This is a genomic window from Streptomyces sp. H27-D2, assembly GCF_035828615.1.
Taxonomy (GTDB): Bacteria; Actinomycetota; Actinomycetes; order Streptomycetales; family Streptomycetaceae; genus Streptomyces.
Genome location: NZ_JAYMZR010000096.1, coordinates 1 through 26,971 on the forward strand (window position 1 = coordinate 1; position 26,971 = coordinate 26,971).

The 26,971-nt window shown below is 69.5% G+C and carries 22 protein-coding genes and 2 pseudogenes; 10 read left to right on the top strand and 14 right to left on the bottom strand.

All coding sequences use genetic code 11. From position 1 onward, the window contains the following. Positions 1-182 (top strand): hypothetical protein (locus QMK28_RS27865; protein ID WP_326442378.1); only part of this gene is annotated, 182 nt, incomplete at its 5' end. Here the strand turns inward: QMK28_RS27865 and QMK28_RS27870 are convergent. Continuing rightward, positions 179-874 carry a transposase gene (locus QMK28_RS27870; RefSeq protein ID WP_326442379.1) on the bottom strand — a complete coding sequence of 232 codons (696 nt, stop codon included), beginning with the start codon at positions 872-874 and terminating at the stop codon, positions 179-181. The genes QMK28_RS27865 and QMK28_RS27870 overlap by 4 nt on opposite strands. 254 nt (positions 875-1,128) lie before the next feature. On the opposite strand from QMK28_RS27870, the gene QMK28_RS34420 reads away from it, so the two are divergent. Continuing rightward, the gene (locus tag QMK28_RS34420) at positions 1,129-1,449 is read left to right on the top strand and encodes a helix-turn-helix domain-containing protein (RefSeq protein WP_443050848.1); all 321 of its coding nucleotides are present in this window, start codon (positions 1,129-1,131) and stop codon (positions 1,447-1,449) included. Positions 1,450-1,525: 76 nt separating this feature from the next. Beyond that, positions 1,526-2,113 (top strand): IS30 family transposase, encoded by a 588-nt coding sequence (locus QMK28_RS27880; protein WP_326442398.1) that lies wholly within the window; start codon positions 1,526-1,528, stop codon positions 2,111-2,113. A gap of 31 nt (positions 2,114-2,144) precedes the next feature. Here QMK28_RS27880 and QMK28_RS27885 read toward each other — a convergent pair whose 3' ends face one another. From QMK28_RS27885 to QMK28_RS27910, 6 genes are all read right to left on the bottom strand, one after another. Next, positions 2,145-2,591 carry a hypothetical protein gene (locus QMK28_RS27885; protein ID WP_326442380.1) on the bottom strand — a complete coding sequence of 149 codons (447 nt, stop codon included), beginning with the start codon at positions 2,589-2,591 and terminating at the stop codon, positions 2,145-2,147. Beyond that, complete coding sequence (locus QMK28_RS27890; protein ID WP_326442381.1) at positions 2,588-7,123, bottom strand: putative T7SS-secreted protein; 4,536 nt, start codon at positions 7,121-7,123, stop codon at positions 2,588-2,590. The genes QMK28_RS27885 and QMK28_RS27890 overlap by 4 nt, the downstream gene beginning before the upstream one ends. Further along, entirely contained in the window at positions 7,120-7,674 is a 555-nt protein-coding gene (locus QMK28_RS27895) for a hypothetical protein (RefSeq protein WP_326442382.1), read from the bottom strand. Before QMK28_RS27895 ends, QMK28_RS27890 begins: the two co-directional genes overlap by 4 nt. Further along, positions 7,661-8,011, bottom strand: a complete 351-nt coding sequence (locus QMK28_RS27900) for an SseB family protein (RefSeq protein ID WP_326442383.1) — start codon at positions 8,009-8,011, stop codon at positions 7,661-7,663. The genes QMK28_RS27895 and QMK28_RS27900 overlap by 14 nt, the downstream gene beginning before the upstream one ends. 193 nt (positions 8,012-8,204) lie before the next feature. Further along, positions 8,205-9,347 carry a hypothetical protein gene (locus tag QMK28_RS27905; RefSeq protein WP_326442384.1) on the bottom strand — a complete coding sequence of 381 codons (1,143 nt, stop codon included), beginning with the start codon at positions 9,345-9,347 and terminating at the stop codon, positions 8,205-8,207. 89 nt (positions 9,348-9,436) lie between these two features. Further along, positions 9,437-12,097, bottom strand: a complete 2,661-nt coding sequence (locus tag QMK28_RS27910; RefSeq protein ID WP_326442385.1) for a hypothetical protein — start codon at positions 12,095-12,097, stop codon at positions 9,437-9,439. 105 nt (positions 12,098-12,202) lie between these two features. Here QMK28_RS27910 and QMK28_RS27915 point away from each other — a divergent pair, with 105 nt between their 5' ends. The 3 genes from QMK28_RS27915 to QMK28_RS27925 are packed head-to-tail and all read left to right on the top strand — an operon-like array spanning position 12,203 to position 16,492. Further along, positions 12,203-13,471 carry a CHAT domain-containing protein gene (locus QMK28_RS27915; RefSeq protein ID WP_326442386.1) on the top strand — a complete coding sequence of 423 codons (1,269 nt, stop codon included), beginning with the start codon at positions 12,203-12,205 and terminating at the stop codon, positions 13,469-13,471. 10 nt (positions 13,472-13,481) lie between these two features. Next, complete coding sequence (locus QMK28_RS27920; protein ID WP_326442387.1) at positions 13,482-14,588, top strand: ComEC/Rec2 family competence protein; 1,107 nt, start codon at positions 13,482-13,484, stop codon at positions 14,586-14,588. Next, entirely contained in the window at positions 14,585-16,492 is a 1,908-nt protein-coding gene (locus QMK28_RS27925; protein ID WP_326442388.1) for a CHAT domain-containing protein, read from the top strand. Before QMK28_RS27920 ends, QMK28_RS27925 begins: the two co-directional genes overlap by 4 nt. A 6-nt stretch (positions 16,493-16,498) precedes the next feature. Here the strand turns inward: QMK28_RS27925 and QMK28_RS27930 are convergent, their stop codons facing one another. The 5 genes and pseudogenes from QMK28_RS27930 to QMK28_RS27950 all read right to left on the bottom strand — a co-directional run bounded on the left by QMK28_RS27930 (position 16,499) and on the right by QMK28_RS27950 (position 21,261). Further along, entirely contained in the window at positions 16,499-17,251 is a 753-nt protein-coding gene (locus tag QMK28_RS27930; RefSeq protein ID WP_326442389.1) for a hypothetical protein, read from the bottom strand. 109 nt (positions 17,252-17,360) lie between these two features. Next, entirely contained in the window at positions 17,361-18,821 is a 1,461-nt protein-coding gene (locus QMK28_RS27935; RefSeq protein ID WP_326442390.1) for a hypothetical protein, read from the bottom strand. A 356-nt stretch (positions 18,822-19,177) separates the two neighbouring features. Beyond that, positions 19,178-19,552: a YybH family protein gene (locus QMK28_RS27940; protein WP_326442392.1), complete on the bottom strand. Its 375-nt coding sequence runs from the start codon at positions 19,550-19,552 to the stop codon at positions 19,178-19,180. A gap of 47 nt (positions 19,553-19,599) precedes the next feature. Then, positions 19,600-20,126 (bottom strand): annotated as a pseudogene (locus tag QMK28_RS27945) (transposase); the annotation flags it as partial. A gap of 30 nt (positions 20,127-20,156) precedes the next feature. Continuing rightward, a pseudogene (locus QMK28_RS27950) lies at positions 20,157-21,261 on the bottom strand (integrase core domain-containing protein). Between the two features lie 301 nt (positions 21,262-21,562). Between QMK28_RS27950 and QMK28_RS27955 the strand changes: the two are divergent. Continuing rightward, positions 21,563-22,027 carry a prevent-host-death protein gene (locus tag QMK28_RS27955; protein WP_326442393.1) on the top strand — a complete coding sequence of 155 codons (465 nt, stop codon included), beginning with the start codon at positions 21,563-21,565 and terminating at the stop codon, positions 22,025-22,027. Between the two features lie 2 nt (positions 22,028-22,029). Continuing rightward, positions 22,030-22,380: a hypothetical protein gene (locus tag QMK28_RS27960; protein WP_326442394.1), complete on the top strand. Its 351-nt coding sequence runs from the start codon at positions 22,030-22,032 to the stop codon at positions 22,378-22,380. 422 nt (positions 22,381-22,802) lie between these two features. On the opposite strand, the gene QMK28_RS27965 is transcribed toward QMK28_RS27960, so the two are convergent. Then, a complete protein-coding gene (locus QMK28_RS27965) occupies positions 22,803-24,056 on the bottom strand; it encodes a hypothetical protein (protein WP_326442395.1) in 1,254 nt (417 codons plus the stop codon). Positions 24,057-24,254: 198 nt separating this feature from the next. Further along, a complete protein-coding gene (locus QMK28_RS27970) occupies positions 24,255-24,752 on the bottom strand; it encodes a hypothetical protein (protein ID WP_326442396.1) in 498 nt (165 codons plus the stop codon). Positions 24,753-25,120: 368 nt separating this feature from the next. Here QMK28_RS27970 and QMK28_RS27975 point away from each other — a divergent pair, with 368 nt between their 5' ends. Both QMK28_RS27975 and QMK28_RS27980 read left to right on the top strand, forming a co-directional pair. Further along, positions 25,121-25,462, top strand: coding sequence for a BP74-related protein (locus tag QMK28_RS27975; protein ID WP_326442397.1), 342 nt, complete (start codon positions 25,121-25,123; stop codon positions 25,460-25,462). Between the two features lie 85 nt (positions 25,463-25,547). Next, positions 25,548-26,813, top strand: coding sequence for an IS256 family transposase (locus QMK28_RS27980; RefSeq protein WP_326442399.1), 1,266 nt, complete (start codon positions 25,548-25,550; stop codon positions 26,811-26,813). Positions 26,814-26,971: the final 158 nt, after the last annotated feature.

The window sequence follows — 26,971 nt, forward strand, 5'->3', positions numbered from 1 at the left end:
ATCGCTCCTTCACCCCGAGCGAACTGGCACGGACGCTCGAGATCATCAATATCAACAGCTTCAGCGTTCAACTCGCCACCTGGGCCCGCCGCGGTCTGCTCGCCAAACCCGCACGCGGTCGCTATGCGGCCCCGAGCAACTGCCTCGCACCAAGCCCCTTGACCTGCGCCGATCCGCCTTAACTACGCGGCATTGCATCAAACCCGGGGCGGTTCACCAGGAGTTGCACGTTCTGGTCGGCCAGGGCGTGGGTGAGGTCGGTGGCGTAGTTGCCGGCGTCCAGCATGACCAGCGGTGGCGGGTCTGCGGGTTGCTGTTTCCCGGTGGCCCGTACGTCTGCCAGCAGGCCGGTGACCTGTTCGATGGTGACGTCGGTGTGTTCCTCGCCGGGTCGTAGCCGTCGTGCCTGGATGGGGTCTACCCAGGAGGAGGAGCCCCATTGCACGCCCACTACCAGGCTGTAGGGCCAGCCGGGCAGCCACCGGTCGCCGCCCTTACCGCGGACTTGGACCATGGTCCGCTCGTCGGCGTACTCGGCGTCGGGGCGTGCGTGCGGGGTGGTGTCGATCGCGAACATCAGCGGCTCGCCCGCTCTGGCCGGGGCCGACACGCCCACCAGCAGACGCCGCAGCCGGTCCTGGCTGATCCTCCCGGCGGCCAGGGCGTCGTAGACCGAGCCGTGTCCGCGGCGGAACTCCGGCTCCAAGGACAGCTCCACCGGCGATCGGACCGGCCCCTGCGCGCACAGCATCGCGTCCGCCAACTCGAACAGGGTGTCCCCCCGTCGGGTGAAGCAGGCGTGGAGCCCCGCACGAAACCGGGATATCTCCGACAGGGACTCGACACGGGAAGGGGGCTCTTGCAAACTGTTCATCACGGCCTTCTGGTGCAGCTGACTCTCTGGCGAGAACTCAGCGTCACTCGAAGGCCGTTCCCGTGTCCGGCGAACACCGAAACCGAGACACAGATGATCTTCGGTTCCTTAAATCGCAAGCTAAGCGGTGTACCGCTAGAACACCCTGTACACCTTGATCCCAACCGGTCGAAGCAATTGATCATGGACTCGTAAGCTCGATGGTGCCCCCACCGACGGAGATCACCTTCATGCACCTCGCCCCTGCTCGCCGGATGCTGACCGACACCGACCGTGAAGAGATCTCCCGCGGTGTCGTGGCGGGGCTGGAAGGCCACGTGATCGCTGCACAGATTGGCCGGTGCCCTTCAGTCGTCAGCCGTGAGATCCGGCGCCACGGCGGCCGGGACACCTACCGGGCCGTCCACGCCGCCTCCAGGGCGCCGCAGAACGCAGCCGGCCCAAAGACCGCAAGCTGGAACGGCTGCCCGCACTACGGAGCAAGGTCCTGGCCATGCTCCGGCACAACCTCAGCCCCGACCAGGTCGCCGGACGTTTGCGCCACGAGCACGGCATGTCAGACCCTGAGAAAGTGATCTCCCACGAAGCCGTCTACACCTGGATCTACGCGCTGCCCAAAGGCGAACTCGCCCGCCAAGGTGTCTTCCTGCGATCCGGACGGACCCAGCGCAAGCCACACGGACGCACCACGAAGCCCGGCGCCAGGATCATCGGCATGCGCTCCATCGACGAGCGCCCCGCCCACGTCGCCGACCGCCAGGCCCGGGAAACTGGGAGGGCGACCTGATCATCGGCAAGGAAGGCAAGACGGCGCTGGGCACCCTGGTCGAACGCACCAGTCGCTACACCGTCCTGGTCCCCCTCCCGCACGGCAAGAACGCCACCGACGTCTGCGACGCCGTCATCCGCTCCGTCCACGACGTCCCCAAGCAGCTGCTCACCAGCTTGACCTGGGACCAGGGAGCCGAGATGGCAGAACACCAACGACTCGCCCTGGCAACAGAGTTGGACATCTCCTTCGCCCACCCCCACTCACCCTGGGAACGCGGCACAAACGAGAACACCAACCGGCTCCTGCGCGACTACTTCCCCAAGAGCACCGAGATCACCAGCCACGAGCCCTACCTCCAGGCCGTCGCCCAAGAACTCAACAGCCGCCCCCGCCGTATCCTGGGCTGCCGCACACCCGCAGAAGTCTTCACCGAGCTGATGACCAGCTCAATTGCTTCCACCGACTGACACCACCCACCGCTACGATCCCGGACGCGCCCTACGTCGCGGGGATCCTCCTCGAAATGATTGGAGTTCGTGGATCGTCGATGTCAACTGTAATCTTGACCCCCGAGGTTGAGCTAAAGGTAGCAACGTTGTTGGACAGTTGGATCCGATCAAATGGGTTGGATTCCATGAAGAATATCGCCCAAACTAGCGCACGATCAACGGTCAAACGTGCAACGAACCCCTCTGACCCGTACGAACCCTCGCCGCCCCACAGTAGGCCCTCCCTCTCCAGGTCCACTGCGGCAAGCCCATCAACCGAAGACACCCAAGACGGATCGTTTTCCAGTACCCCATCCAGGCCGAAGGGGGGGAGCGCCCGAAAACCGCTCGGCGCGTCGGGGTCAAGGGCGACATCATAGGAGTGCCCGTCAACGAAGTGTAGTGCATCTCTAATGGGAAGCTGAAAATCTTCCCATAGGCGTTCGATCGCGGTCATTTTTCCTTACATTTCCCGTTGCGCACGTAGGGTGGCCTCTCCGTGAGTCCCGCCGGGGGGACTGGCTCGCCTAGTTCATTTCTGTTCCGCGCAGAATTCATGCGCCTCCTGAATTGCTCCGCCCATGTTCTTCCAGTTGTCGAATCGGGGTGAACCGCATTCGGATCGACTCGCTCGATGGTCACCGGCCTCCCCACTTCACGCGCTGCATTAAGCCTTCGGTTGTCGTATGACACCAGTTGGCCGTCTACTTCCATGACCTTCAACGCTGTTCCGGGGCGTCGCCAATCCCACTCCCCGGAGCGCATCTTCTCCACGTAGTCGTTCGGGGATACGGTGCGTTGGGAGAAGTTTAGATCTTCGGGATCAGCCCATTCTGGCCCATCGTCCCCAGCGAGCCCTAGGTGGTCAGTCCAGGTGTGGGGGTTACGAACATACGCCACTGCATTGGGCGCTGGAACCAACCCGAGCGGGTCCGGTGTCGTGTAGCGGGCAATTTCTGGGTCGTAGTGCCGGAAGTAGTTGTAGTTGAGGCCGGTTTCCGGGTCCGCGTATTGGCCGGGGAAGCGGAGCGGGCAATCCACCCCGCCCGCAGGAGCGGGGAGGGGGGTGCCCCAGAGGGTGGTGCGGGGTTGCGAAGCGAGGGTGCCGTCGGAAGTGACCAGTTCGATAGGCGTACCGACCAGGTCCGTGATGATCGCGTGGAAGCGGGCGTCGTACTCGGACTGGGGGGTTGTGTCGGCTAGGGCGCGGATCGAGTGGGCGGTCTCGCGCCCAGCCTCGAGTGTCTGGCGTGTGGATTGGGATATCGGGCGATGGGTGCCCGGCATGTAGTCCCATGTCGTCGCCGTGCCATCCGAGGTGAATTGCTCAGCCAGGCGGGTGCCGTCCCAGGTGAAGGTGAGGGGGGTTCCATCCGGACTGATTTTGGATATGCGGCGACCCAGGGGGTCGTAGGTGTAGGTCCATTCCTCGCCGTGCGGGGTGGTGGCCTTGGTGAGGCGGTTTTCCGCGTTCCAGGTGTAGGTCCAGGTGCGGGTCTGTCCGTTGAGGAGCTTGCGGGCCTTGCGGATCAGGCGGCCAGCGGCGTCGTGTTCGTAGGTCGTGCGCCCCGCCCGGCGGATGAGAGCGCCCTCGTAGATCCGGTCACCGGTCGTGGGGTGGTGCGGTGCTGTGGCGTGGGTCTGGTTGCCTGTTGTGTCGTAGGCGTACTCCTCGCTCCAGCCGTGTGCCTGAACGCCCGTCACACGGCCGACGGGATCCAGTGTGAAATGCCGCGTTCCGGTCGTGAGTTCGCGGATTTCGGTGAGGTAGCCGTCGGGGCGGTAGGCGTAGACGCGGTGCTGGAGAATACGGTCCGCTTCGCTCTGGTGGCCAGTGGTGAGGGTTTGGGTTGTGAGGCGGTTATCCCTGTCCCAGGTCTGCGTGAGTGTGGTGTCATCACCGATGCGGCGTTCGGTCTCGCGGCCGGCAGCGTCGTAGGTAAAGGCCATGGTTCCGGCGCCGCTACTCAGTCCGGTAGGGCGGCCCGCGGGGTCGTGGACCCACTCCGAGCACACGCCTGAGGGGGTGGTGCGCTGGGTGCGGCAGCCCATGGCGTCGTACGCGTAGGCACTGATGCGGCCGTTGACTGTTTCCGAGATGACGCGGCCGACCGAGTCATGTTCGCGGGTCAGTTCCGTGTCCGCGTTCACCGCGTGGAGCAGGGCTCCGCTCGCGTCGTATGCGTAGGTCGTGATGTCGCCGGTGGTCTCGTCGTGCTGGGTGACCATACGCCCGACCGCGTCGAGTGTGTAGCGCAGCGTTTCGCCCAGCGCGTTCGTCTGGGCTGTGAGGCGGCCCGCCGCGTCGCGTTCGTACGTGCGTGTGGCACCGTTGAAGTCGGTCTCCTCGACCAAACGGCCTGCTACATCGTATTCGTAATGCCACTGCCGCCCCTGGGGGTTGGTGACACTGGTCAGACGCAGCTCGGTGTCGTAGGCGAAGGAGTAGTGCGCGCCGTCGGGGTCGGTCCTCGTGGCGGGCTGGTCGAAGTAAGTGTGGGTGTAGGTGGTGGTGTGCCCGGCCTCGTCGGTGTGGAGGGCGAGGTTGCCTTCGGTATCCCACTGCCACACCTCGCGGGCGCCCGCCGGCCCCTCGCGCCAGGCGGGCATGCCCTCGATCGTCCAGCCGTGACGCGTGGTCTGGCCCAGGGCATCGGTGAGGGCCGTGACCTGACCGTGCGGGCCCCGGCGCATGCGAGTGGTGCGGCCCAGAGGGTCAGCTATCTCGACCGTGAGACCCGCCGCGTCCGTGGTGACCTGGGTGGTGTGGCCCAGAGCGTCCGTGATGGAGGTGAGGTGGCCCGAGCTGTTGTATGCGTAGTGAGTGGTGGCGCCGCTGGGGTGGGTGGTGGAGGTGTGTGACCCACGGTCGTCATAGGTGTGGTGCCACACCGCGCCGTCCGGTTCGCGGGTCTCCAGCGGCAGGCCGCAGTCGTTGTAGACGGTCTCGGCCACGGTGTCATCGGGCCGCTCAACAACGATCAGCCGGTCCTGGTCGTCATAGCGGTAGCGCGTGGTGTGGCCCAGGGGATCGGTGACGGCGATGGGGTGCCGGTTGGACTCGTCCCATTCCGTGAGGGTGGTGTTCCCGAGCGGGTCGGTCTGCGCGATGATCTTGTACGCCTCGTTGCAGACGTAGACAGTGGTGTTGCCCTGTGAGTCGGTGTAGCGGGTGGTGCGGGCGGCCGTGTCGTAGTGCAGTCGGCCCGACAGGATGCCGTCCGGGCCGATGCCACGCAGGACACGGCCCCGGTGGTCATAGACATAGCCGTACGACGTGCCGTTGCGGTCCGTCCACGACGTCACACGATGTTCCTCGTCGTACCGGTAACGCAGCGACTTCCCACCTGAGTTGAAGACTTCGGTCAGATTGCCCGAGGCGTCGTAGGCGTAGGAGATGAGGGTGGTGCTGTGCTCGCGCTGTTCACCGTGCAGGAGACGCAAGGCTGTGACCCGCAGCAGCTTTGGGTCGGTGTCGACGGCGATGTGATAGCCGCCGGAGTGGGTGATCTCTTTCGGTGCGCCCTGGGCGTCGTAGGCGATTGCGATGTGGTCGCCTTCGCCTGTCCGGTCGGTGATCGCCGTCAGAGCCAGCTCACGGCCGCCCACTGGCAGCGGGGCGAAGTGCAGGGTGCGGTTCTGCTCCGGGAGGATGATACGGAAGGTGCCGTCGGGCTTGCCGTCCCAGCACAGTGGCCAACGAGGACCGGAGGTGGGCAACGTCGGCACATCAGGCTCCGGCACCGGATACGTCAGCAGCATGCCGCCGTCCGTGATGTAGACGACACCCGCCTCGTCGATCTCTAGACGCTGGTCGAGCGTGCCCGCCCAGGTGGGGCCAAACCACCCCCCGCACGGATGCCCCGAGACGTAGTGCCGCTCCAGGACCACCGGCAGGGAACCGGGTAGCGTGATGTCGGTGGCGGACATGACCATCTCGCCGGTCGCCACGTCGATCGGCTCACCGGCCGTGGGCCGCTCCTCGTTGGGCGTGTTGTTCTTGTTCGGATCACCGTTCGTCCGCTCGCGGGCGCTGCCATCCCGGCGCAGCGCCCGCTCCCGGTTGAGCAAGCGCTGTGCGGCGTTCTTGGCCACGGTGCCACCGTGCCGCGCCGCGCCGGCGCCGCCGGTGGCGAGGGCGAGGAGGAGGTCGGGGGTGAGCTGGCCAGCCGCGCGGGCGGGGTTGCGCTGCCATTCGTCCCAGTTGGTGACGGCTTTAGCGAACTCCTTGGGGTGGTCGGCGGCGTAGGCGGCGCCGTCCACCATGCCCGCCAGCCGCAGACCGACACCATCAGGACCGTCGTTGACAAGGCCATCGAAATCGTCGTACCAGCCGCCCAGGGTGTCGCCCGCTCCGCCGAAGAAGTCACCGAGCCCCTTCTTTGCCTTGTCCCACCCCTTGGGGGGCGGGGGCTTGTCCGGGGCCTTCTCCGCCGCCTTGTCGAGTGCGCGCTTGGCCGCGTCAATGACGGGCTGCAGCTCGTTCTCCAGCTTATCCAGGCGGTCGTAGCAGCCCTCAAGCGCGGCGAGGCCGGGGTCGTCCTCCGACGGACGCTCCGGCAGCGGATCATCTCCCCGATCCACGGCGGCGTTGTAGTCCGTGACACGTTTCCAGTAATGCTTGGAGGCCGCCCGTGCGTCGTCCGCGTCCTCGATGATCGGCTTGACACGCTTGTGGGCCGAGCGCAGCTTGTCGGCGTAGGAGTCCAGGGCGTTCGCGGCGGCCTTGAAGTAGGTCTGCGCGGACTCCAGTTCCCGGGGAAGCTTTTGGGTCGCGCTCTGGAATCCCTCCGAGCCGGCCCCGGTCCAGTCCATCAAGGAAAGGACGTCCAGCTTGTCCAGCCCGTCTTTGAACGCGCCCGCATAGACACGGAGTTTGATGACGAGATCATCAATGTCGGACGGCGTGCCGTAAATGACGTAGCTGGGCTTGGCATGGGGCGGTATGCGCTCGGTTACGCCACCCTCCATCGCATCGCGCTGAGTCATGCGATCGTTCCCTCCGACCCACCGCCGGCCTCCCAGCCGCCGTCATAGCGCAGGCGGGGACGGGTGGGCACGTCCTGGGTACCGCCGGTTTCGCCGTCATCCAGCCACGGCTCCTGATATATCTCCGGAGGCGGATCGAACTTCGGCCTGGACCCCTCCTGCCACGCCTTCATACCGTGTTCGCCGAACGGCAGCTTGGCGATGTTGTCCTCGGTCGGCGCGAAGTCCTTGATGCGCAGCAGGTCGGCCAGCACGTAGGCGGCGATGACCTGCCGGAGCGTCTCCACCACCATGTCTGTGTGCTCAGCCACCCGCCCCATGCCAAAGCCCCAGGACGAGAGCATCCTCTCGGTCGAATCGTAGATGTCGAAGGCGGCCGAGTTCTGGATGTGCTCGGCCAGCGTCTCCCAGTCACGCTTGATCTTGTGCGCGGCCATCACGGACTCCTCCAGTGGCGTCAGTACCTTACGCACCGAGGCGATCTCGATCTTGTAGCCATCACCTGGCTTCGGGCCACCCGAACCTGGTGCTCCCGTGTCATGCTCCGTCACTGCGCTCCCCCTGCGCGTCCGTGGCCCCGAGTGCTTCGGTGTCCAGCACGAACGCCCGTGGACCCAGCGGATCCACCAATGCGCGTAAGCCCTCGGGCAGTAGCTCCACCAAGTCCGCGACGGTCGTAGACGCCCACCCGCCGGTTCCGGCGAACAGCGCGAGTTTTCTCAAGGAGGTGAAGACCGGCACCACCGGACCCTCCTCTGTCTCGCAGACCAAGAAGCCCGGCTCTTGCGGCCGCTGGAAGTACAGACGCGCAGAACGCACCGCCGCCAGCCGCTCCGAACGAGACATCGACGCGACCATTTCGTCACGGACCAGATCACGCAGCGACATCTCATTCCCCCAGTCCGCTCGCGCCGTCACTGAATGAACACCCACCGGGAATGATCGCACATGCGTGCCATCCTTCCTGTAGCCATAGGAGCGATCGCCTCCAAGTCAGCACCGTCTACCGGTTGGTGATGATCTGCCAGGTTGAGGCGGCCTGGGAACGAGGCAGGCACGGTTTCCAAGATCATGGAGGTCTCTACGCCCCGTGACCTGTTTGGAAGACCGTTCCTGCCGACGCATCATCGCCGATGCCGCCTGCCCTTGACCAACTCCGCCAGCAGCCACAGGTCGCGCCCGACGAGGCGCCCGGGCTGTTGGCACGCCTGGTCGCGGTTCCTGATCCACGTGATCCCCGCGGGTTCGTCACGCTCTGGTCGCTGTGCTCGCCCTCACTGCGTGTGCGGTGCTGGCCGGGGCAACGTCGCTGCTGGCGGTCGGCGAGCGACTCCCGCAGACGCTCCTCCGCACGGCGCAGATCCCGGACGGAGCCGGTGCACCCGAAGAACTCGGACAGGGCCACCCCGAGGTTGCCCAACGCCCGCGCGGACCGGCCGTCGTGTTGTACCGCCCGCTCGAACCACACGACGGCGTCGGCCAGATCGGCGGGGGAGCCGGTGGCGAAGTACCGGGTGCGCAGCGCGGACGCGAGACTGGTCAGCATGTCGGCGTCGCGCGCGCCGGACGGCCACGGACCGTCGGGGTCCGCGGGCTCCTTGCGCTCCACCACCCGGCGCAGCAGCTCCGCCGCCCGGTCCAGGGACGCGGGGTGCCGGTCGACCCGGTGCCGCAGTTCGAGCGCCCAGGCCAGGTTGGTGACCGCGTCGAGCCGTTCGGGGGTGCTCGGCGGGGTCAGCGCGTACACGGTGTCGAGGAGGCCGACGGCACGGCCCACGTCCTCCGCCGAGCCCACGCGGTCGGCGCGACGCAGCAGGGCGACACCGAGGTGGCCGTACGCCACCACGCGCTGCGGCGCGGTGAAACAGCGGTCGGCGGCCCGCTTGCAGTGGTCCACGGCTGTGTCGAGGTCGTCACGGTGCCGGGACCCGGCCGCTCGGTGCAGCGCGTCCAGGGCGGCCTCCACCAGCTCCTCCCACCGCTCCTGCGCGGGGTCGGCCGCCGTCAGTTCACCGAACACCCGGGCCGGCCCCTCGCCCCGGCACCGCTCAAGGAGCAGCCGGTGGTACTCGTAGGTGTCCGCGGTGGTGTGGTCGGCGTCGGACCGCGCCTCCTCCTCCCATGAGGCGAGCAGGGCCAGGGCCCCGTCCCCGGTCAGTCGCGGCCGCGAGGCCACCAGCCGCTCGGCGCCCGCCCAGTCCGCGCAGGACAGGAAGCGGTCCATCAGTCGCTCCAGACGCCAGTCCCGAAGCCGCCGCACGGCAGCGGCCCTCCGGCCCACCGCGTCCGGCCGACCCGTCGTGGGCGTCCGGCTCACCGCGGGCGTCCGGCCGTGTGCGACCGGGTGTCGTCGTGCGGGTTCTCCAGCCGGGCGAGCCGGTCCACGAGACGGCGGTAGCGGTCGGCCACCGCGCCGTGTCCTGCGGCCGCCAGTCGTTCGAGAGCGGTGTCCCCGGTCAGCAGCGCCTCGCTGAGCAGCACCGCCCTGCCCGCCTCCAGGGCCCGTACGGCACCCGGGACGTCACCAGCGCGCAGATACGCCTCGGCCGCGTCCGCGGGCAGCCGGTCGGCGATCCTCAGCCAGCTCTCCCGGTGCGGGCGCATCCCCTGGCCGCGGTACGCCGTGCGCAGGGCGTCGAGACCGAACCGGTAGGCGCCGGCCGCCTCCGGCCACGCCCCGCGCGCCGTGGCCCAGCTACCCCAGTTGCGCGCCGCCTCCAGGGCCCAGCGCGGCCCGCGCTCCGCCCCCGACCGGCACGCCTCCTCCAGCGCCGCCGCGGCGGCCCGCCGGTCGTCCTCCGTCCCGGTGAGGCCGTGCAGGTCGCGCAGGAAGCAGCCGAGGTTGTTCAGCCGCAGCGGACGGTTCGGGGACGCCGGGGGCGTCGCGTCGACCGCCTCCCGCAGCAGGGAGATCGCCTCGTCCAGGTCCTCCCGCCCGCCGCTCAGCAGCCAGCGGCGCCACAGCGCGCCCCCGGTGTTGGCGGCGATCCGGCCGCGTTCCGGCGCCGACGCGGGCAGCAGGTCCAGGGCCTCGGCATGGGCGGCGAGACCCGTGTCGAGGTCGTCCGGGTCGGCGTCGCGTTCGTAGCGGTCCATGAGGGCGTTGCCGAGGTTGTCGAGGAACACCGGCCGGTCGGGGGTCGTGCGGTCGGCCAGGGTGACCGCCGTGTTCAGCAGGGCGATCGCCTCGTCCAGGTCGTGCGGCGCGTCGTGGTGCTGATGGCGCTCCCGTACGGCGTTCGCCAGGTCGTTGAGGGCGCCGGCGCGGCCCGGCGCGTCTGTGGGGAGCGCGGCGAGTGCTTCGCGGTGCAGGGCGACCGCCTCGTCGAGGTCCACGACCGAGCCCGTCGCGCCGAACCGGTCGAGCAGCGCGTTGCCCAGACCGCCCAGCGTGTCCGGCCGCCGGGAGGCGCGCGGCGGCAGCAGCCGCAGGGCCCGGCGCAGCGCCGCCACGGCCCGCTCCAGGTCGTCGGCCGCCCCGGTGGACTCGTGCCGCAGCCGCAGGGCCTCGGCCAGGTTCTCCAGGTACAGCGGGAGGCCGGGGGCCCGTTCGGGCGTGGCCGCCACCAGCGCTTCCAGCTGGTCCAGGGCGAACGCCAGGTCCTCGGGGTCCCCGGTGCGGTGGTGGCGCCGGATCCTGCCGCGCGCACGGTTGTTGAGGTCTGCGGGACCGGGGCGCTCGGGGCGCAGCTCGGCGACCGTGTCGAACAGGCCGACGGAACGGTCGAGATCGGCGATCTCCCAGGTGTGCTCGTAGCGGTACGCCAGCGCGATCGCCAGAGCGGTCAGCCTGCCGGGCAGGGCCGGGGCCGCCTCGTCGGTCAGCTCGACGCACCGCTCCAGACAGGCCACGGCCCGCTCCAGGTCCTCCTCGTCGCCGTGGTGCAGATAGCGCGCGGTGAACACCGTGCCGAGCGTGTCCAGACAGAGCGGCAGCAGCGGTTCGGGCCCGTCGAGCAGGTCCACCGCGTGCTCGGCCGCCTCGACGGCCTCCTCCAACTCGACCGGGTCCGCGTCGCGTTCGTAGCGCTCCAGGAGAGTGCGGGCGAGGTTGTTCCAGAGGTGCGGCGAACCGGAGTGGCCCTGGGGACGATCCGCGGTGGCGGCGCGCAGCAAGACGGTCGCCTCGTCCATGTCCCCCGGGTCGCCTTCCTCGTGGTACCTCCGGATCAGCGCGTTCGCGAGGACACCGGCCTGCCGGGGCCGGTCGGCGGCGCTGGCGGGACTCGTGTCGTGGGCCCGCCGGGCGGCGTGCACGGCGTCGGCCAGATCGGCGGGGGAGCCGTGGCGGGCGTGGCGCTCCAGCAGGGCGAGGGCCAGATTGGCCTGCCGCAGCGGCAGGTTCGGGGATCCGGCGGGGGTGAGCGCCACCGCCCGTGCGCAGCCCTCGGCCCAGGCGTCGAGATCGGCCGGGTCGCCGGCGCGGTCGTAGCGGTGCATGTGGGCGGAGGCCAGATTCGTCACGTGCAGCAGGTGGTTGGGATCCTCGGCGGCGCTGTGCAGCACGGCACGCGTGTGCAGCTCCAGGGCGCGGTCGAGCAGCGCGGGTTCGCCCTCGGCGCCGTACAGGTCCGTCAGGACGAGACCGAGGTTGTCCAGGACTGTGGCGTCCCCCGGGGATAGCTCGGCGGCCTCCTCCAGCACCTCCCGCGCCCGTTCCAGCAGATGCTCGTCGCCCGTCTCGTCGTGGCAGACGCGCAGGCAGTTGCCCAGGTTGTTGAGCGAGTCGGCGTCCCGGGCGAGCCGAGCATGCTCCTCGTGCGCCTCCAGTGCCTCGGTGAGCACCGCGAACTCGCCTTCCGCCTCGAAGAGATCGAGCAGCGCACCGCCCAACTCGTCTACATGTGCGGCGACATGCTCCTCCCGCGCCAGCGCCCGCAGCAGTTCCACGGCCTCGCGGGCTGCCTCCGGATCACCCGTCTCGGCATACCGGTCACGTGCCCGGTACGCCGCCTCGGCCCGGTCGTCGCTCACGGGCACTCCCTCTCGGACGGTCGACTCGCCTCACCAGTGTGAGCGTTCATCTACGCTGAGTTCCACCGGATCGGTGAAGGAGCCGACGGTGCTGGGGGTGATGGGGTGGACCGCTTCGAGGAGATCCGCGCGGCCAGGCGCGAACTCGACGCCGTCGTGGACGAGATCCGGCAGCTCGACGGGTTCGAGGACTTCCTGCCCGAACCGACCGAGGAGGACGTCCACCGCGCCGCCGAGGAGCAGCCGCTGGTGTACCTCTCGGCGGCTGAACGCGGCGGAGTCGCCCTCGTCGTGCACGACCACGACGTACGCCAGGTGGACCTGCCTGCCCTGACCGCCGAGGCGGTGCGCACCCGTGCGCGCGCCCACGACGACGCCCACAAGGCGTACGCGGCCGACCGCGCCGGACGGCTGAGGCAGTGGGAGAAGTCCCTGGAGACGACCACGAAGTGGCTGTGGGACGACCTCATGGGCCCGGTCTGCGACGCCCTGCGCGCCTCCGACGGGGCCGTCCTGGTGGCCGGCGGCCTGCTCGGGCTGCTGCCCCTGCACGCGGCCTGGACCGAGGACACGGCGACGCCCACCGGACGCCGGTACGCCCTCGACGACCTCGTCCTCAGCTATGTGCCCAACGCCCGCTCCCTGACCTCGGCCCGCGCACGGGCCGGGGGCCGCGTCGAGCGGCTGGCCGTCGTCGTGGACCCGGCCGGACGGCCGTCCCTGGGCTCGGCCGAGCTGGAGGCCCGCGCGGCGGCGGCCGGTTTCCCGGCCCGTACGACCGTGCTGCGCGGCCCGGCCGCCCACGCCGCCGCGGCCCGCGAGGCCCTCGCCGACGCCGACGCCGCGCACTTCGCCTGTCACGGGCAGGCCGATCTGCTCACCCCGCTGGACAGCGGACTGCTGCTGGCCGGCACGGACGAACTGCGGCTGCGCGACCTGCTGGCGCTGCGGCTGACGCTCCGTCTGGCCGTCCTGTCCGCCTGCGAGTCGTATCTGCCGGGCACCGTCCTGCCGGACGAGGTGGTGTCGCTGCCCGGCGGACTGCTCCAGGCGGGCGTCGCCGGGGTCGTCGCCGCCATGTGGTCGCTGCCCGACGTACCGGCCGCGCTCCTCATGACCGACTTCTACCGGCGCTGGCGCACCGAGGACGATCACCCGGCCACGGCGCTGCGCGACGCCCAGGTCTGGCTGCGTGACGTGCCCAACGGCGAACGGTTCGCCCTCCTCCAGCAGGCCCTCGCCGCCGGCGAGCCCTGGCTGCCGGACGACGAGACCACCGAAGGACTGCTGCTGGCACTGGAGTTCCAGGAGGACGACGAGCGCTCCTTCGCCGACCTCCACTCCTGGGCCGGCTTCGGCCACTTCGGGGCGTGACGGGCCGCACGTGATCAGAGTCGAAGCACTGCCGGCCCATGAGGGCGACTGCCTCTGGGTGGAGTGGACGTACCAAGGACGCACCCGCCGCATGCTCGTCGACGGCGGGCGGGCCGGCCGACGCGACCGGCTGCCCGAGGGACTCGCCGCCCGGTTCCGCAGACAGCCGGTCGCCGAGCGCGCCTTCGACCTCGTGGTGTGCACCCATCTCGACGCCGACCACATCGGCGGCCTGATACCCCTGTTCCGCGATCCGCCGGAGGGCTTCACCGCGGACGAGGTGTGGTTCAACGGCGACCGGCAGATCCTCGGCGACGTCCTCAGCCACGCCCAGGCCGACACCTTCTCCCGGCTGCTGGTGGACCAGCCCTGGAACACGAGGTTCGACGGGCGCGCCGTCGCTGTCCCGGTCGGCGGGTCACTGCCCGAATTCGACGTCCAAGGGCTGCGGCTGACCCTGCTGTCCCCGCAGCGGGGCGCCCTGCTGGACCTGAGCCGGGACTGGACGCGCTGGGTGGAGGAGACCGAACGCGAACGACTCGCCCCCGAGACCCCCGCGCCCCCGGACGTCCTGCGCGGCGGCGACGCCGGTGTGGCCTGGGAGGAACTGGCGCTGCGCCCTTACGCCCGCGACGAGTCCGTGCCCAACCGGTCGAGCATCGCCTTCCTCGCCGAGTACGACGGCGCCCGTGTGCTGTTCGGCGCCGACGCGCACGCCGAGACCCTGTGCGACGGTCTGCGCCGCCTGGACGACACCCCGTGGGGACGGCCGTACCGGGTGGACCTGTGCAAGGTGCCGCACCACGGCAGCAGCCGCAACCTCAGCCCGGAACTCCTCGCCCGACTGGACTGCCGCCACTGGCTGTTCTCCACCAGCGGCGCCCGCTTCGGCCACCCCGACCGGCGGGCCGTCGCCCGGATCGCGAGGCGGTACGAGGACCCGGTGCTGTGGTTCAACTACCTCTCGCCGAGCACCACCGAGTACTCCTGCCCCGAACTCGCCGCCGAGCGGGGCTTCCGGGCCGTCCACCCGCCCGAGGACCGGCCGGGCGCCGACCTGACGGTGACACCCGGCCGGGTGACCCGCACGCACACCGATCCGGAGAGAGCACAGTGAACCCCGATCCCGCTCTCGTCGAACTCATCGACCTCTGGTACGAGTTGCCGGTCCTGGTGGGCGAGGACTGGCCCGAACTGCGCCCCCGCCTGCTGACCGCCGTGGAGGAACTGGCGACGGCACCGCCGACGGAGTACGAGCGCCGGGCCCTGGCCCTGCTGCGGCTGCTGCTCGGCCACGCCGAGGTCAGGAAGCGGCTCGCCCCGGCCCTGATCGGCAAGACGATCCCCACCGACCGGGCGGCGGACGCGGAGGAGGGGACCGTCAGCCGCCCTGCCCGGCGACTCGCCCTGCGGGCGGGCGTCCTGCTGCCGGACGACCCGCCCGGCCCGTCCGGCCGGTGGATCAACGCAGTGGCCGAGCCCGGCGACCCGGGTGTGCCGGGCGCGTGGGTCCTGGCCTTCGACCTCGCCGGCACCCCGCGGGACACGGCCGTCGCGGCGCCGCTCGGGCATCTCGACGAGCCGGACACCTGGCCCGTGCCCCTGACCGTACGGGTCTACAGCGCCGACGCCGTGGTGGAGCCCCTCTCCGACACGCTCACCGTGCCCCGCGAGGGACCCTCGCCCGACCGGGCCCGCTTCCAGGTGACACCGCTCAGGGCCGGCACCCCCCAGTTCCACGCGGTGTTCCTCCACGGCAACACCTACGTGCACTCGATGCTCGTCAACGCGGGCGAGTTGGCGGTGCGCACGAGTGCCCGCGGCCTGCCCCGGGCCGCGGTGGGCAGGGAGCGGGACCGCGGGCTGTCCGTGCAGCTGTGGCCGGCCGCCGACGGCCACAGCTACGAAATCGTCGTGTCCGGCGGCATCGGCCACGCGTACCGGGCACACGTGCGCAAGAAGGACGTCGACCTCGACGCCGTGGCCCGCGACGCCCGCGAACCCCTGCGCACGCTGGCCACCGAGTGGGGACCGCTCGCCGAAGGTGGCGCGGTGACGGGGCTCGAACTGTCGCCGGATGCCTACGAGAGGTACACCACGCTGCTCGCCGAGGCCGGCTGCCGCATGTTCCGCGCGCTGTTCTTCGACCGTGCGGACGCCCAACTGCAGGCCGTGGGGCGGAAGATCCAGGACTACTTCGCCGAGTCCGCGCCGCGCAGCGTGCAGTTCATCACGGAGCAGCCCTTGCTGCCCTGGCATCTCATGTGCCCCGTCGAGGACATACGCGACGCTGACTTCCGGCACATCCTGGGCCTGCGCCATCAGGTCGACTGCATCCCCCTCTGCGCCGACGCGGCCGGCGGCGTCACGGAGGTGGCCATCGACACCCGGCCGGGCCTCGGCGTCACGCTCGGTCTCAACCGCAGCATCGACCGGGACGGCGAACGCGATCTGGTGCGGGGACAGGAGACGTACTGGCGCGGCTATCTGGACCGGGGGCTGGCCCGCCTCACCGTCCACGACCAGCAGGACACCGTCCTGAAGGCCCTGCGCGGTGACGGAGACCCCGCCGACATCCTCTACCTCTACTGCCATGCCGTCGCCCACGACCCCGAGGACGGCGGACCGGCCTCCGCCAGGCTCGCCGTGGAGGACGCCCACGGCGGCATCCCCCTGCGCACCCTCCACGACTACGGCGGTGCGCTGCCCGGGCTGCCCGTCGTCGTGCTGAACGCGTGCGGTACCGCCTTCACCTCGTCGTCGTCCACGACGAGCTTCCTCACCTATTTCCTCGAACGTTCCCGGGGCGTGCTCGGCACCGAGGCGGACACACCCGCACCGTTCGCCGCGGCCTGGGCGACCGCGTTCTTCGACCGGTTCCTGGCCGGCGAGCCGATGGGCGAGGCGGTCCGTGCCACCCGGGAACACTTCGCCGTCGACCGCCGCAATCCGCTCGGCCTGCTCTACGCCCTGTACTGCAACGGCGACACGGTCCTGCACCCCGCCCTCGCCACCGCCTGACGGCGGCTACGACGTCCGGGACTCCAGATCAGGCAGGCCCGCCGTCTCGATGAGGCGGCGGGCGTACGTCCACGCCGCCTCCTCCACCCAGGCGGGCCGCACCGTCCGGAGCCAGAACAGCAGCAGCACCAGGTCCGCGAGCACCAGCGGCACCGACACCACGGCCTTCGCGGAACCGGCCGGCGGCCAGCCCACCACCGCGTACAGCACCGCCCCGAACAGACCGACGGCCCCCGCGCCCAGGGCCAGCGGCCGCAGCCCCAGCGCGTTGCGGCGGAAGCCGTACTCGCGGTTCTCCTCCGCCACCAGCTCACTGCCCGGAAGCGCCCGCGCCCGGGTCCGCAGCACCGTGCCCGCCACCTCGTAGACGGCGTCGGCGCCCTCCGGGTCCGACCGCTCCTCCGCGGCCGACGGCAGCCGCAGCGGCGGTCCCGCGATCTGCTCGATACGGGCGTGCAGGTACGCCAGGTGCGCGGTCCCCGTCGGACCCCGCCACCGCAGCAGCTGCACCGACGGCTTGCCGCCCCACCGCTCGAACAGAGCCGGCTCCAGCCGCCGCCCACGGGACCGGCTGAACTGCCCCAGCAGCAGCGGCAGTCCGCACACCGCCACGAGCGCCCACACCCGGCGCGCGGCCGACCAGTCCGGCACCAGCACCACCACCGGCAGGGCCGGCGGCAGCGCCGCGATCAGCACCGGGCGGATCCTCGCCCGCCACGTGTACGGACTGAACGTGCGGGCGATCAGACCCTGTTCCACGACGGACCACCCCCTCATCGTGGCCCGCCCCCACGGGCCCTGATAAGGAATACCCCGGCCGCCGTCGCCGTATCCGCCGTCCCGGGTCCGTCCGGTGGCCGCCGGGCGCTCAGCCCGCGTTCCGCAGCGCCTCTCGGACCCGGCGGACGGCGTCGGAGTACCGGTCCCGCAAGGGTGCGGGCAGGCGGTTCAACAGGGCCGGGACCAGACCGAGTTCCTCGCTCAGCAGCACCGCGCGCCCACGTTCGAGGCGGACCACGGCGGCCTCCGGCCTGCCCTGTCTGGCCAGCGCAAAGGCGCCCTCCTGCGCGAGCCCGCGGGACGCGAGCAGCCATGCCTCCCGGTGGCGGCGCAGCGACTGCGCCCGGTGCAGGGCCTCCGCGGCCCGCAGCAGATGGCCGTCGGCCTCGCCCACCTCGTCCCAGGCCGAGCGCCGTACCGCCCACCGGATCCAGTTGTGCGCCGCGTCCACCGTCATCTCCGGGGCGACGGCCAGGCCGCTCGCGCACGCCTGCCGCAGCGCGGTGCGCGCCGCGTCGACGTCGTCGGCCGAGCCGGTCTCCTCGGACAGCGCCCGCAGTGCCTCGCCGAGGACGTTCAGCCTGCTCGCCCGGTACGGGGCCGTCGACGGGGTGAGGTCGACGGCCTCCGTGAGCACCCGCACCGCCTCGCGCAGCTCGGGTTCACCGCTCCCGGGCGACTCGCCCAGCCGCAGTGCCTCGACGCGGTCGGTCAGCGCGTTGCCCAGGTTGGACAGGAAGGTGGCCCGCCCCGCGACCTTCCACTCGGAGACCTCGATGGCCCTGCGATACGCCGCGATCGCCGCGTCCAGGTCGGTGAGATCGATCCGCTCGCCGGGGCGGGGCGCGGCACCGTCGGGGAACTGGGTGCCGTGGCGGGTCAGCAGCGCGTTGCCGAGGTTGTTCAGCCAGCCGCCCAGCTCCGGGTCGTCCGGGTGCGCGCCCTCGACGGCCTCCCCGGCGAGCCGTACCGCCCCATGCAGGTCGTCGGCAGCGCCGAGCCGTTCGTAGCGGTCCATCCGGAGCATTCCGACGTTGCTGCGCACCCGCGCCCACGCGCGGTCCGTGCAGGGCAGCGCGGCCGAGGCCCGGCCGCCGAGGTCGATCGCCGTGTCGAGGTCGGTGAGCGAACCGGTGGCGTCGTACAGGTCCCACAGGCACAGCACGAGCGTCGCCGCGCACCGCGCCCACTGCGGTGAGCCCTCCTCGGCGGCGGCCGTCGCCTCCTCGGCCGCCCGCCGCGCCGCGGCGAGGTCGTCGTCGGTGCCGGTGACGTCGTACAGATCGGTCAGGGTGACCGCCAACTCGTTGGACCACACAGCCCGTCGGGCGGGGTCGGCGCGCACGGCCCGCCGGTAATGGTCCATCGCCCGGTGCAGGTCCCGGGTGTCGCCGGAGTTCCAGAAGCGGCGCCGGTGCGCGGCGGCGGACCGGTCGAGGAGGTCCGCGAGCCCGGCGCCGCCGACGCCCCGGGCCTCGGCCTGCCGCAGCTCGTGCTCCGCCTCCTCCGGATCCCTCTCGTCGGACCCGCCCGGACCTTGCGGTGTCATGGGCCTCCCCCTCATGGCGCGCCGCGATGTTACCGCGCGACCACGCATGGTGACGGGGGATCGAGGGAAGCCGCGCGGGCCCGGCGCGAGGGGCGTCCGGGCCCGCGCGGTGCTCAGGACGCGGCGGACGGCTCGTGGGGCGAGGAGGTCGGTGAGGCCCAGACGGCCGACGAAGGTGACGCGGGCGCGGTCGGCGACCTCGCTCACGGTCTCGGAACCGTCGTCGACCGGGTCGACGTGCACCCGGAAGGGGCGCCAACCGGGCGGCCGAGGCTGACGACTCCCCGACGGTTAAAGGGCCGCCCCGGTCCCGGTCGATCAATTGTCAATACCTGTGGATCGGTGCTGCCGCCTCGCTATGTGCTGAGGTGTTCGTGAAGCATCTGCCAGGTTCCGGCGCTGTTGATGAGCACGTTGGTGCCCCGACCGCTTCCTGATCGCAGCTGGCCGTCGATGGTTCCGGTCCAGGTGAACCGGTAGCGGCAAACCGCGTGGTCATCGCTGTGGGCGATCCACTCCAGGTCCTTGATCTGGTAGATCTCGTCGCGGATGGTGGCGAAGGTCTCGGCGATGGCGGAGAGGATGGCTTCGCGGCCGCGGTGTGATCCGTCGGAGAACCAGTAGACGGCCTCGGGAGCGATCAGCGGGACGAGCTGGGTGATGTCGTGACTGTTGGTCGCCTGCTCGTAGGCGCGCATGAACTCGGTGAGTGGTGCGGCAGGTTCGGGCATTGGCTGGTCCTTCTCTCCCTTTCGCGACGTGACAAGTGGCTGGGCAGTCAGGCCGCCGTGGCCTGTTCTCGCTCGACCAGGACGCCGTTCTCGAATGTGGAACCCGAGCGGACCAGGGCGACGAGGTGGGGTGCGGTCACCGCTCGCCAGCGTTCCTGGGCGGACTCGACCAGCTTGAAGACCATGGCGAGGGCGGCGGCCGGGCTCCCGGCGCCGCGGGTGACCTTGGTCCGAAGTTCCACCGAGCTGAAAGTCGACTCGATCGGATTTGTGGTGCGCAGATGGATCCAGTGTTCGGCCGGGAAGTCGTAGAACGCCAGCAACTCTTCCTCGTCCTCGGTGATCTTCGCGACGGCCTTGGGCCACTTGGCGCCGTAGGTCTTGGTAAACGCCTTGATCGCTTTCGCGGCGTGGTCGCGGTCCTCGGCGTTGTAGATCTCCTGCATCGCCTTCGTCGCGCCGGGCTGTGCGGATTTCGGCAGGGCGTTCGTGACGTTCCGGGCCTTGTGGACCCAGCAGCGTTGATGACGGGCGGCCGGGAACACCTCGGCCAGGCCTTCCACAGGCCCATCGCTGTCCCTGCCGAGAATCTCGTCCGTGCAGGTCAGGCCGCATGCTGGTACTCGTGGAGGGTGACGCCGAGGCGGTCGCGTCGTCGTATGTCGAGGTGGGCGATGGCGTCCGGGTCGGTGATCGGCGGTGGCAGGGGTGCAGCGGGCGGGCGTCTGCGATGCCTTGGTGGGGCCGGTGGGAGTTGTAGTGCTGTTCGAACTCGCGCAGGGCGTGGAGCAGGTGGCGCTGGTTCCAGACCAGGGTGCGGTCCAGCAGTTCGCGTCGGCAGGTCTGCACCCAGCGTTCCATGAGCGCGTTCGTCCGCGGCATCCGGATCCCGCTGAGTACGACGTCGATCCCCGCATCCTCAAGGACGGTGTCGAACGGGGCGGGGTACTTCCCGTCGCGGTCGCGGATCATGAACCGGGCCCGGCAGCCGGCATCCTCGAGATCCATGACGAGGTTCCTGGCGGCCTGTGCCACCCAGGAGGCGGTCGGGTGCGCCGTCGCGCCCAGGATGCGGATGCGCCGGCCGGCGTGCCCGATCACCGCGAACACGTACAGCCGCGCCCCGGACAGGGTGACCGCTTCGAACAAGTCACATGCCGGCAGGGCATCGGCCTGGGAGCGCAGAAAGTCCGTCCAGGTGCTGGAACCCCGCTCGGGTGCCGGGTCGATCCCCGCCTCCGTCAGGATCTCCCACACCGTGGAGGCGGCCACCTGCGCGCCCAGAACCAGCAGCTCGCCGTGGATGCGCCGGTAGCCCCAGCCGGGATTCTCCCGCGCCAGACGCGGCACGAGAACGCGGATCGAGCGCACGGTGCGCGGCCGGCCCGCACGCTTGGGCCGGGAACGGGCGGCGTGGCGGCGTGGCGGCGCGAGACCAGGTCACGGTGCCAGTGCAGCACAGTGTCCGGGCGGACCAGCAGCCGTGCCCGGCGGCGCAACACACCGCGCGGGAGCCGGTGCAGTAGCGCGGCCAGGAACACCCGGTCACTCGGGGCGAACCGCACCCGATCCCGGCCGAGCTGGCGTTCGAGCACGGTGATCTGATGACGCAGCGCGAGGATCTCCGCGTCCTTGTCCTGGTTGCTCACCGGCAGCAGCCGCAGCAGGGCGAACACGTTCGCCACACCCAGATAGGCAAGTCGAAGCAGCGCGACAGATCATCCTGCCGGGGCACTCGCCAGGTGCCCAGAGCACCCGCCCAAGCGCCCGCGCTCGACACCACCCGTACACCAGCCCCACCAGGACGGATGAGTTTTTCGGCAGGCGCAAGGTAAGCAGCTCTGTAAGTGCGCTCCTCATCTCGACGATCGACCGGCTGTGAGTTCGGGTCTGACTCAAGCATCAAGGAAGGCTGAGATCTGAATCGGACCGCATCCGGAGGTCGAGTCTGGCGCATGCACTCCGCAGCCTCCACTGGACTTCCGATTACGTTCCGAATACTATGGATCCATGACCATCGCAGCAGGCCTCCCCGTGGCGACTCGGCGCTCCTCGGACCTGAGCAAGCACTCCGCCGAGGTCTTCGCCGAGGCCGAGGACCACCCCGTGACGGTGACCCGGCGCGACGGCGAGGCTCTGGTCCTGATGTCGCAGCGCGAGGCCGAGGGGCGTGCCCGCTTGCTGAACTTTGCCGCGCAGCTCATCACCGTCACCCTCGACGACCGCGGCTCGCTCGCCGAGCGGATGTCCAAGGCCCTCCCTTGGATGCTCGCGCTGTCGCCGGCCGACCGGGAGTCCTGCGCGCAGGACCTCGTCGAGGCGGCGCGCGCGTCGTTCTCCACCGACCAGCCGCACCTCGCGACCGCAGAGCTGACCTCCTGGAAGGAGACGGCCACCGCCGTCGCGGCCGGGCTCAGCAGCGGCAGCGCCGGTCTGGAGTGGCTCGACGACGATGAGACCGTGGAGCGTCCGTAGCCGTGGCGGCCGCCAGGAAGGGCGAGCTGGTTCCTCGCCCTCCGAAGAAGATCGAGTATGAGATCCGCTTCGCCACAGCCGACGCGCAGAAGGGATGGCGCGACCTCGTCGCGACGATCCGCAACCCCATGACGGAGACCTGGGACTTCCTCACGCGGACGCCACTGTCCACGACGCCGACGAACTATCGGCTCAAGGGTGAGCTCGGCGTCATCGAGCGTGGCGGCGCGACCCATGAGCGGTGGCAGCACAAACCGACTGCGAAGGGCACCGCGCGCCTCTGGTTCTACGTCCACGAGCGCACGGTCTTCCTGGAGCAGGTGCACACGAGCCACCCGAACGAGACGAAGTAGGCGGGCTTCGCAGCGTCGTTCTGGATCTGGTCGCTGACCCGCTGCCAACGGCCGTCGCACCAGAGTCTCGCACAAGCGCCCCGCCAGGCTTCGGCCTGGCGGGGCGCTTGCTGGTTCATGCTGATTGCGTAGTGGTCGGTACACGGTCCAGCTGACGCAAGTTGCTCTGGCTCGCGACTGCCCGCCTCGGCCTCGTGCTGCTGGGCTGTGTGCCGCTCGTCATCGCGGCGACCCGCAACGCCCAGCACGTCGCGACGCTCTCGCTTATCTCGTTCAGGTCTGGAACACGGACACCCGGGCACGCCCTGGAAAGAACAAACCCTGGCGACATCGCGCCAGCGAGCGAGGGGTCATCCAGAGAGTTCGCGGCCTAATCTGCCGCGCCAGTCTTCTGAGGCCGGGCGGCGGTTCCTGGGAGCTTGCTAGTCCTTGCCGAGGAAGACCGACTTGAACAGGTCGGCCGCGTCGACGAGGGGCTCGGTGGGTACCCGGAGCTCACCACTGGTCACGGCGTCGTTGCCGTCCTCGGTGAGTTCCCACGAGACCTCCACCGAACTGGCCTGGGGATCCCTCGCGATGATCACGTAGTCGTCTTGGTCGCTCGTCCAGGGTACGTTCGGGCGGAACGACTCCGGAGTGAGCACAACTTCAGCGTCCTCGCCGTGGTTGCTCCAGGTCACGGGATACCCCCGTGGGAGGGGTCGGAGAGTCGAGTAGTCGAGGCTCGGCAGGAACGGATCGTGCGGCCGCAGCACTGGTTCGACGGTCTTCTCGACGTCGGCGTCGTCCGGGTCGAGGTAATCCAGCAGCTCGCAGTTATGGAACGTCAGAATCAGGTGCGGCTTGGCCACGAAACGATCGCGGCTGACCACCTGGACGCCGGCACCCGGCATCCCGACGCCCAGGAAGTGCTCCCGGCCGTTCGCGATGTGCTCGGCCTTCTTGCTCTGCCATGCGGCGAGGGCCTGCTCCCGGTCCTCCGTCGACAGCGGCTCCGGGCTGCCGAAGACGTTCGACGCCAATCTGAACGACGTCGAGGCGAAGGCGTCTTCAGCCGGTGTCGGCTGCTTGGTGAACTGCTCTTCTTCGTAGCCGCGCAAGCTTTCCAGGATCTCCTCCACGCGATCGACCCTGCAGATCGGGCCGAGCACCTGCACCTCGAGGTCGATCGGCGGCTTCCCGCCCCCGCGGGCGCGCTCGACGAGGGCGAGGACCTCTCCGGAGCGTGCGGGCCGCGTGTTGCTGGTGCCTCGCACGTAGATCGCGCCGTCCTCGAGGTTGTCGCGGCGGTCGTCGCCCTGATAGCTCTTATGGCACGGGAAGATCGTCTGGCCATTCTTCGGCGGCTGGGCGATGACGAACAGGACCTCGTGGTCGGAGTCGATGCCGATCCGGCCGAACTCGAAGGCCGGGAACTGGGGCCCGAGGTAGGGGCGGAGCCGGTCCTCGAGTTCGTGGGCCTCGGTGCCGCGCGGCACTCCGGGAGCGCTGTCCTTCTGTGCGCCGATGACCAGGACCGCATAGCCGTGGAAGTGTCGGGCCGCCTCGCCCGGACGCCGATTCGCTGCGCCCAGGAGGAACTTTGCGATCTTGGCCGCGGTCGCTTTGCTGCTCATGTTGAGAGGGCTCTTGACCTCCAAGTAGGGCGTCTCGGCCTCGTCGCCGACAGCGACCACGTGGTCGAGGACGCCCCGCAGCGCGCGCGCACCGAGCGGGATGACGCTGGTGTCGAGAGCGGACGTCCTGGCGTCCGAGTCGTCTGAAGGCGAGAGATCCAGCATGGAATGATTCTCCCATTCATGTAGCCGGTCCCGGACGCGGAAGAGCTGTCTCGCCCTGCTTTTGTTGACGACCGCTTGCTCAGGGCTCGATCGCTACGAATGTCGGTTCTGGCCAGGCCGACCATGCGCCAGACGCTGGGCTTCGGCCGTGACCTCGGCATCGAGCTGGGCCAACGTCCTGTTCCCGTACTCGACGATGTCGTACTCGTCATCAAGCTCAGCAAGGCGCTCGGCCAGGGGTAGCTGGTGGCCGAACCGCTGGTGGATGCGCATAGCAAGCTCTTGCGGCGTCAGCCGGCCCGCCAGCATCTGGTGCGCGAGCGCCCGCACGGCAGCGTCCTGCCCGGCCTCGCTGTCGCGCGAGTAGAACACAAGGTCCAGCTCGTCGAGTACGACGGGAAGCAGGTCGGGAACGTCGTACTCCGCCTCGGCACGTGTGTATCCGGCGAGAATGCGCAGTGCCGGGCTGTCTAGTCCGGCAACGAGTGCAGCGCAGGCAGCCTCGACGACATCGTGAGCATGGGCCTCGCCGATACTCCAGAGAACAGCGAGATCTTGCAGGTCATCGGTTGCGGCTTCGATCGGCGACACCTGCGCATGATCCCCTGCACGAGATGATCCCGTCGACCGCCTTTCGACTCAGGCGCGCCGACCGCGCTGACGGACGATCTTCTCCGCAGACAGTCGCCCGTGACCAGCACGAGTACCCCGAGGATCGGTCACACCAGCCCTTTGACCTGCGACTTCAAGTTGGCGGAGGCATCACTGATGCGCACAGTCGTGTGTGTCGCGTGCCGAACTCGCAATGGTGTTTTCCTGTCTCGGACTTAGCACCCGACCGTCACAGTCAGGGCCCCGCATCAAGGAATGCACTCGAACGGGTGAACTCATGCCATGCCGGGCGGGAGGGAAACGCCTACGTGATCTTCTGGCCCTAACTACGCATCAGGGAGACAGACATGGCATCGGCGCACTTCGCGTTCACCACCCCGCCCGGCGACAAGGAGTTCGTCATCGAGCTCACCGACGACACTCTCATTGCCAAGGCCCGCAAGATCCTTGCCGGCGAGGAGAAGAAGGAGACGCACATCGGAGGCAGGATCAAGAAGGAGACAGCCTCCTACAACCCTGGCTGGTACTTCCATCTCGACCCGTCCACCATCCGGTTCTTCGATACGGGACTTGAAGTCCTCGACGCCGATGCGAGCTACACCGATGACCACATCGACGAAGCCGGCGGTGTGTTTCTCCCCGGCGGCCACTGGTACCCCCAGGCTTCCACGCTCACCCGCGAGGTCTGAACCACCCCGGGCGCCAGCCGCCCCCGGGTCTGTACGGTGAACGGTGTAACTCCCGAGCAGGGAGGGACAGTTGATGACTGACGTGATGAGCGGAACCGGCGCCGGGGAGGCTGCTGTGGAGGCTGTGGATGACGGGCTGGTAGCCGAGCTGGTGGCCAGGGCCCAGGCCGGCGGGGTGAGCCTGACCGGTGAGGGCGGGTTGCTGGCCGAGCTGACCCGCAAGGTGTTGGAGTCGGCGCTGGAGGGGGAGCTCACCGATCATCTGGGTCACGAACCCGGCGAGCGGGCCGAGGGCGGCCGGGAGAACTACCGCAACGGCCACCGGGTCAAGACCGTGACCACTGAGATCGGCCCGGTCGAGATCGCCGTGCCACGAGACCGGGCGGGATCTTTCGAGCCGCAGCTGGTCAAGAAGCGGCAGCGGCGTCTGGGCGGCGTGGACGAGATGGTCCTGTCGCTGTCCGCGAAGGGTCTCACGCACGGGGAGATTTCAGCCCATCTGTGCGAGGTGTACGGCACGGAGGTCTCCAAGAGCACGATCTCCACGATCACCGACAGCGTGATGGCCGGCATGGCCGAATGGCAGAACCGCCCCTTGGACAGCGTCTACCCGGTCGTGTTCATCGACTGTGTGAACGTGAAGGTCAGGGACGGACAGGTCGCCAACCGGCCCATCTACATGGCTCTGGCGGTGACCGCCGAGGGGCACCGCGACATCCTGGGCCTGTGGGTCGGCGATGGCGGCGAGGGCGCGAAGTACTGGATGCAGGTCCTCACCGAGATCAAGAATCGCGGGGCGCGCGACGTGCTGATGCTCGTGTGCGACGGCCTGACCGGCCTCCCCGATGCGGTGAATACCGTCTGGCCTGCGACGATCGTACAGACGTGCGTGGTGCACCTGCTGCGCAACTCATTTCGGTACGCGGCCCGCCAGGACTGGGACAAGATCGCCAAGGCGCTCAAGCCCGTCTACACCGCGCCCACCGAGGACGCCGCCCTGGAACGGTTCATGGAGTTCACCGAGACGTGGGGCACGAAGTACCCAGCAATCGTACGTCTGTGGGAGAGCGCCTGGGCGGAGTTCGTCCCCTTCCTCCAGTTCGACGTGGAGATCCGCAAAATCGTGTGCACGACCAACGCGATCGAGAGCGTGAACGCCCGCATCCGTAAGGCCGTCAGGGCCCGCGGGCACTTCCCCAACGACCAAGCCGCCCTCAAGTGCGTCTATCTGGCGGTGATGAGCCTGGATCCCACGGGCATCGGACGAAAGCGCTGGACCATGCGATGGAAGGCCGCTCTCCAGGCCTTCGACATCGCCTTCGACGGCCGGCTCACCGCCGGACGCCGCTAGAAAAAAACCAACCGAGTTCCACCGTTCGCTGGGGTCTGACAAGATTTTCGTAGCCGGTGATCGGGGCGAAGCTGCTGGTCCGTGGGTCAGTTGAGCAGGATGCGCTGGCGGAGGAGGGCGAAGCCCGCTCGTCCGTAGGTCTGCCGTTTGAGGAGTTT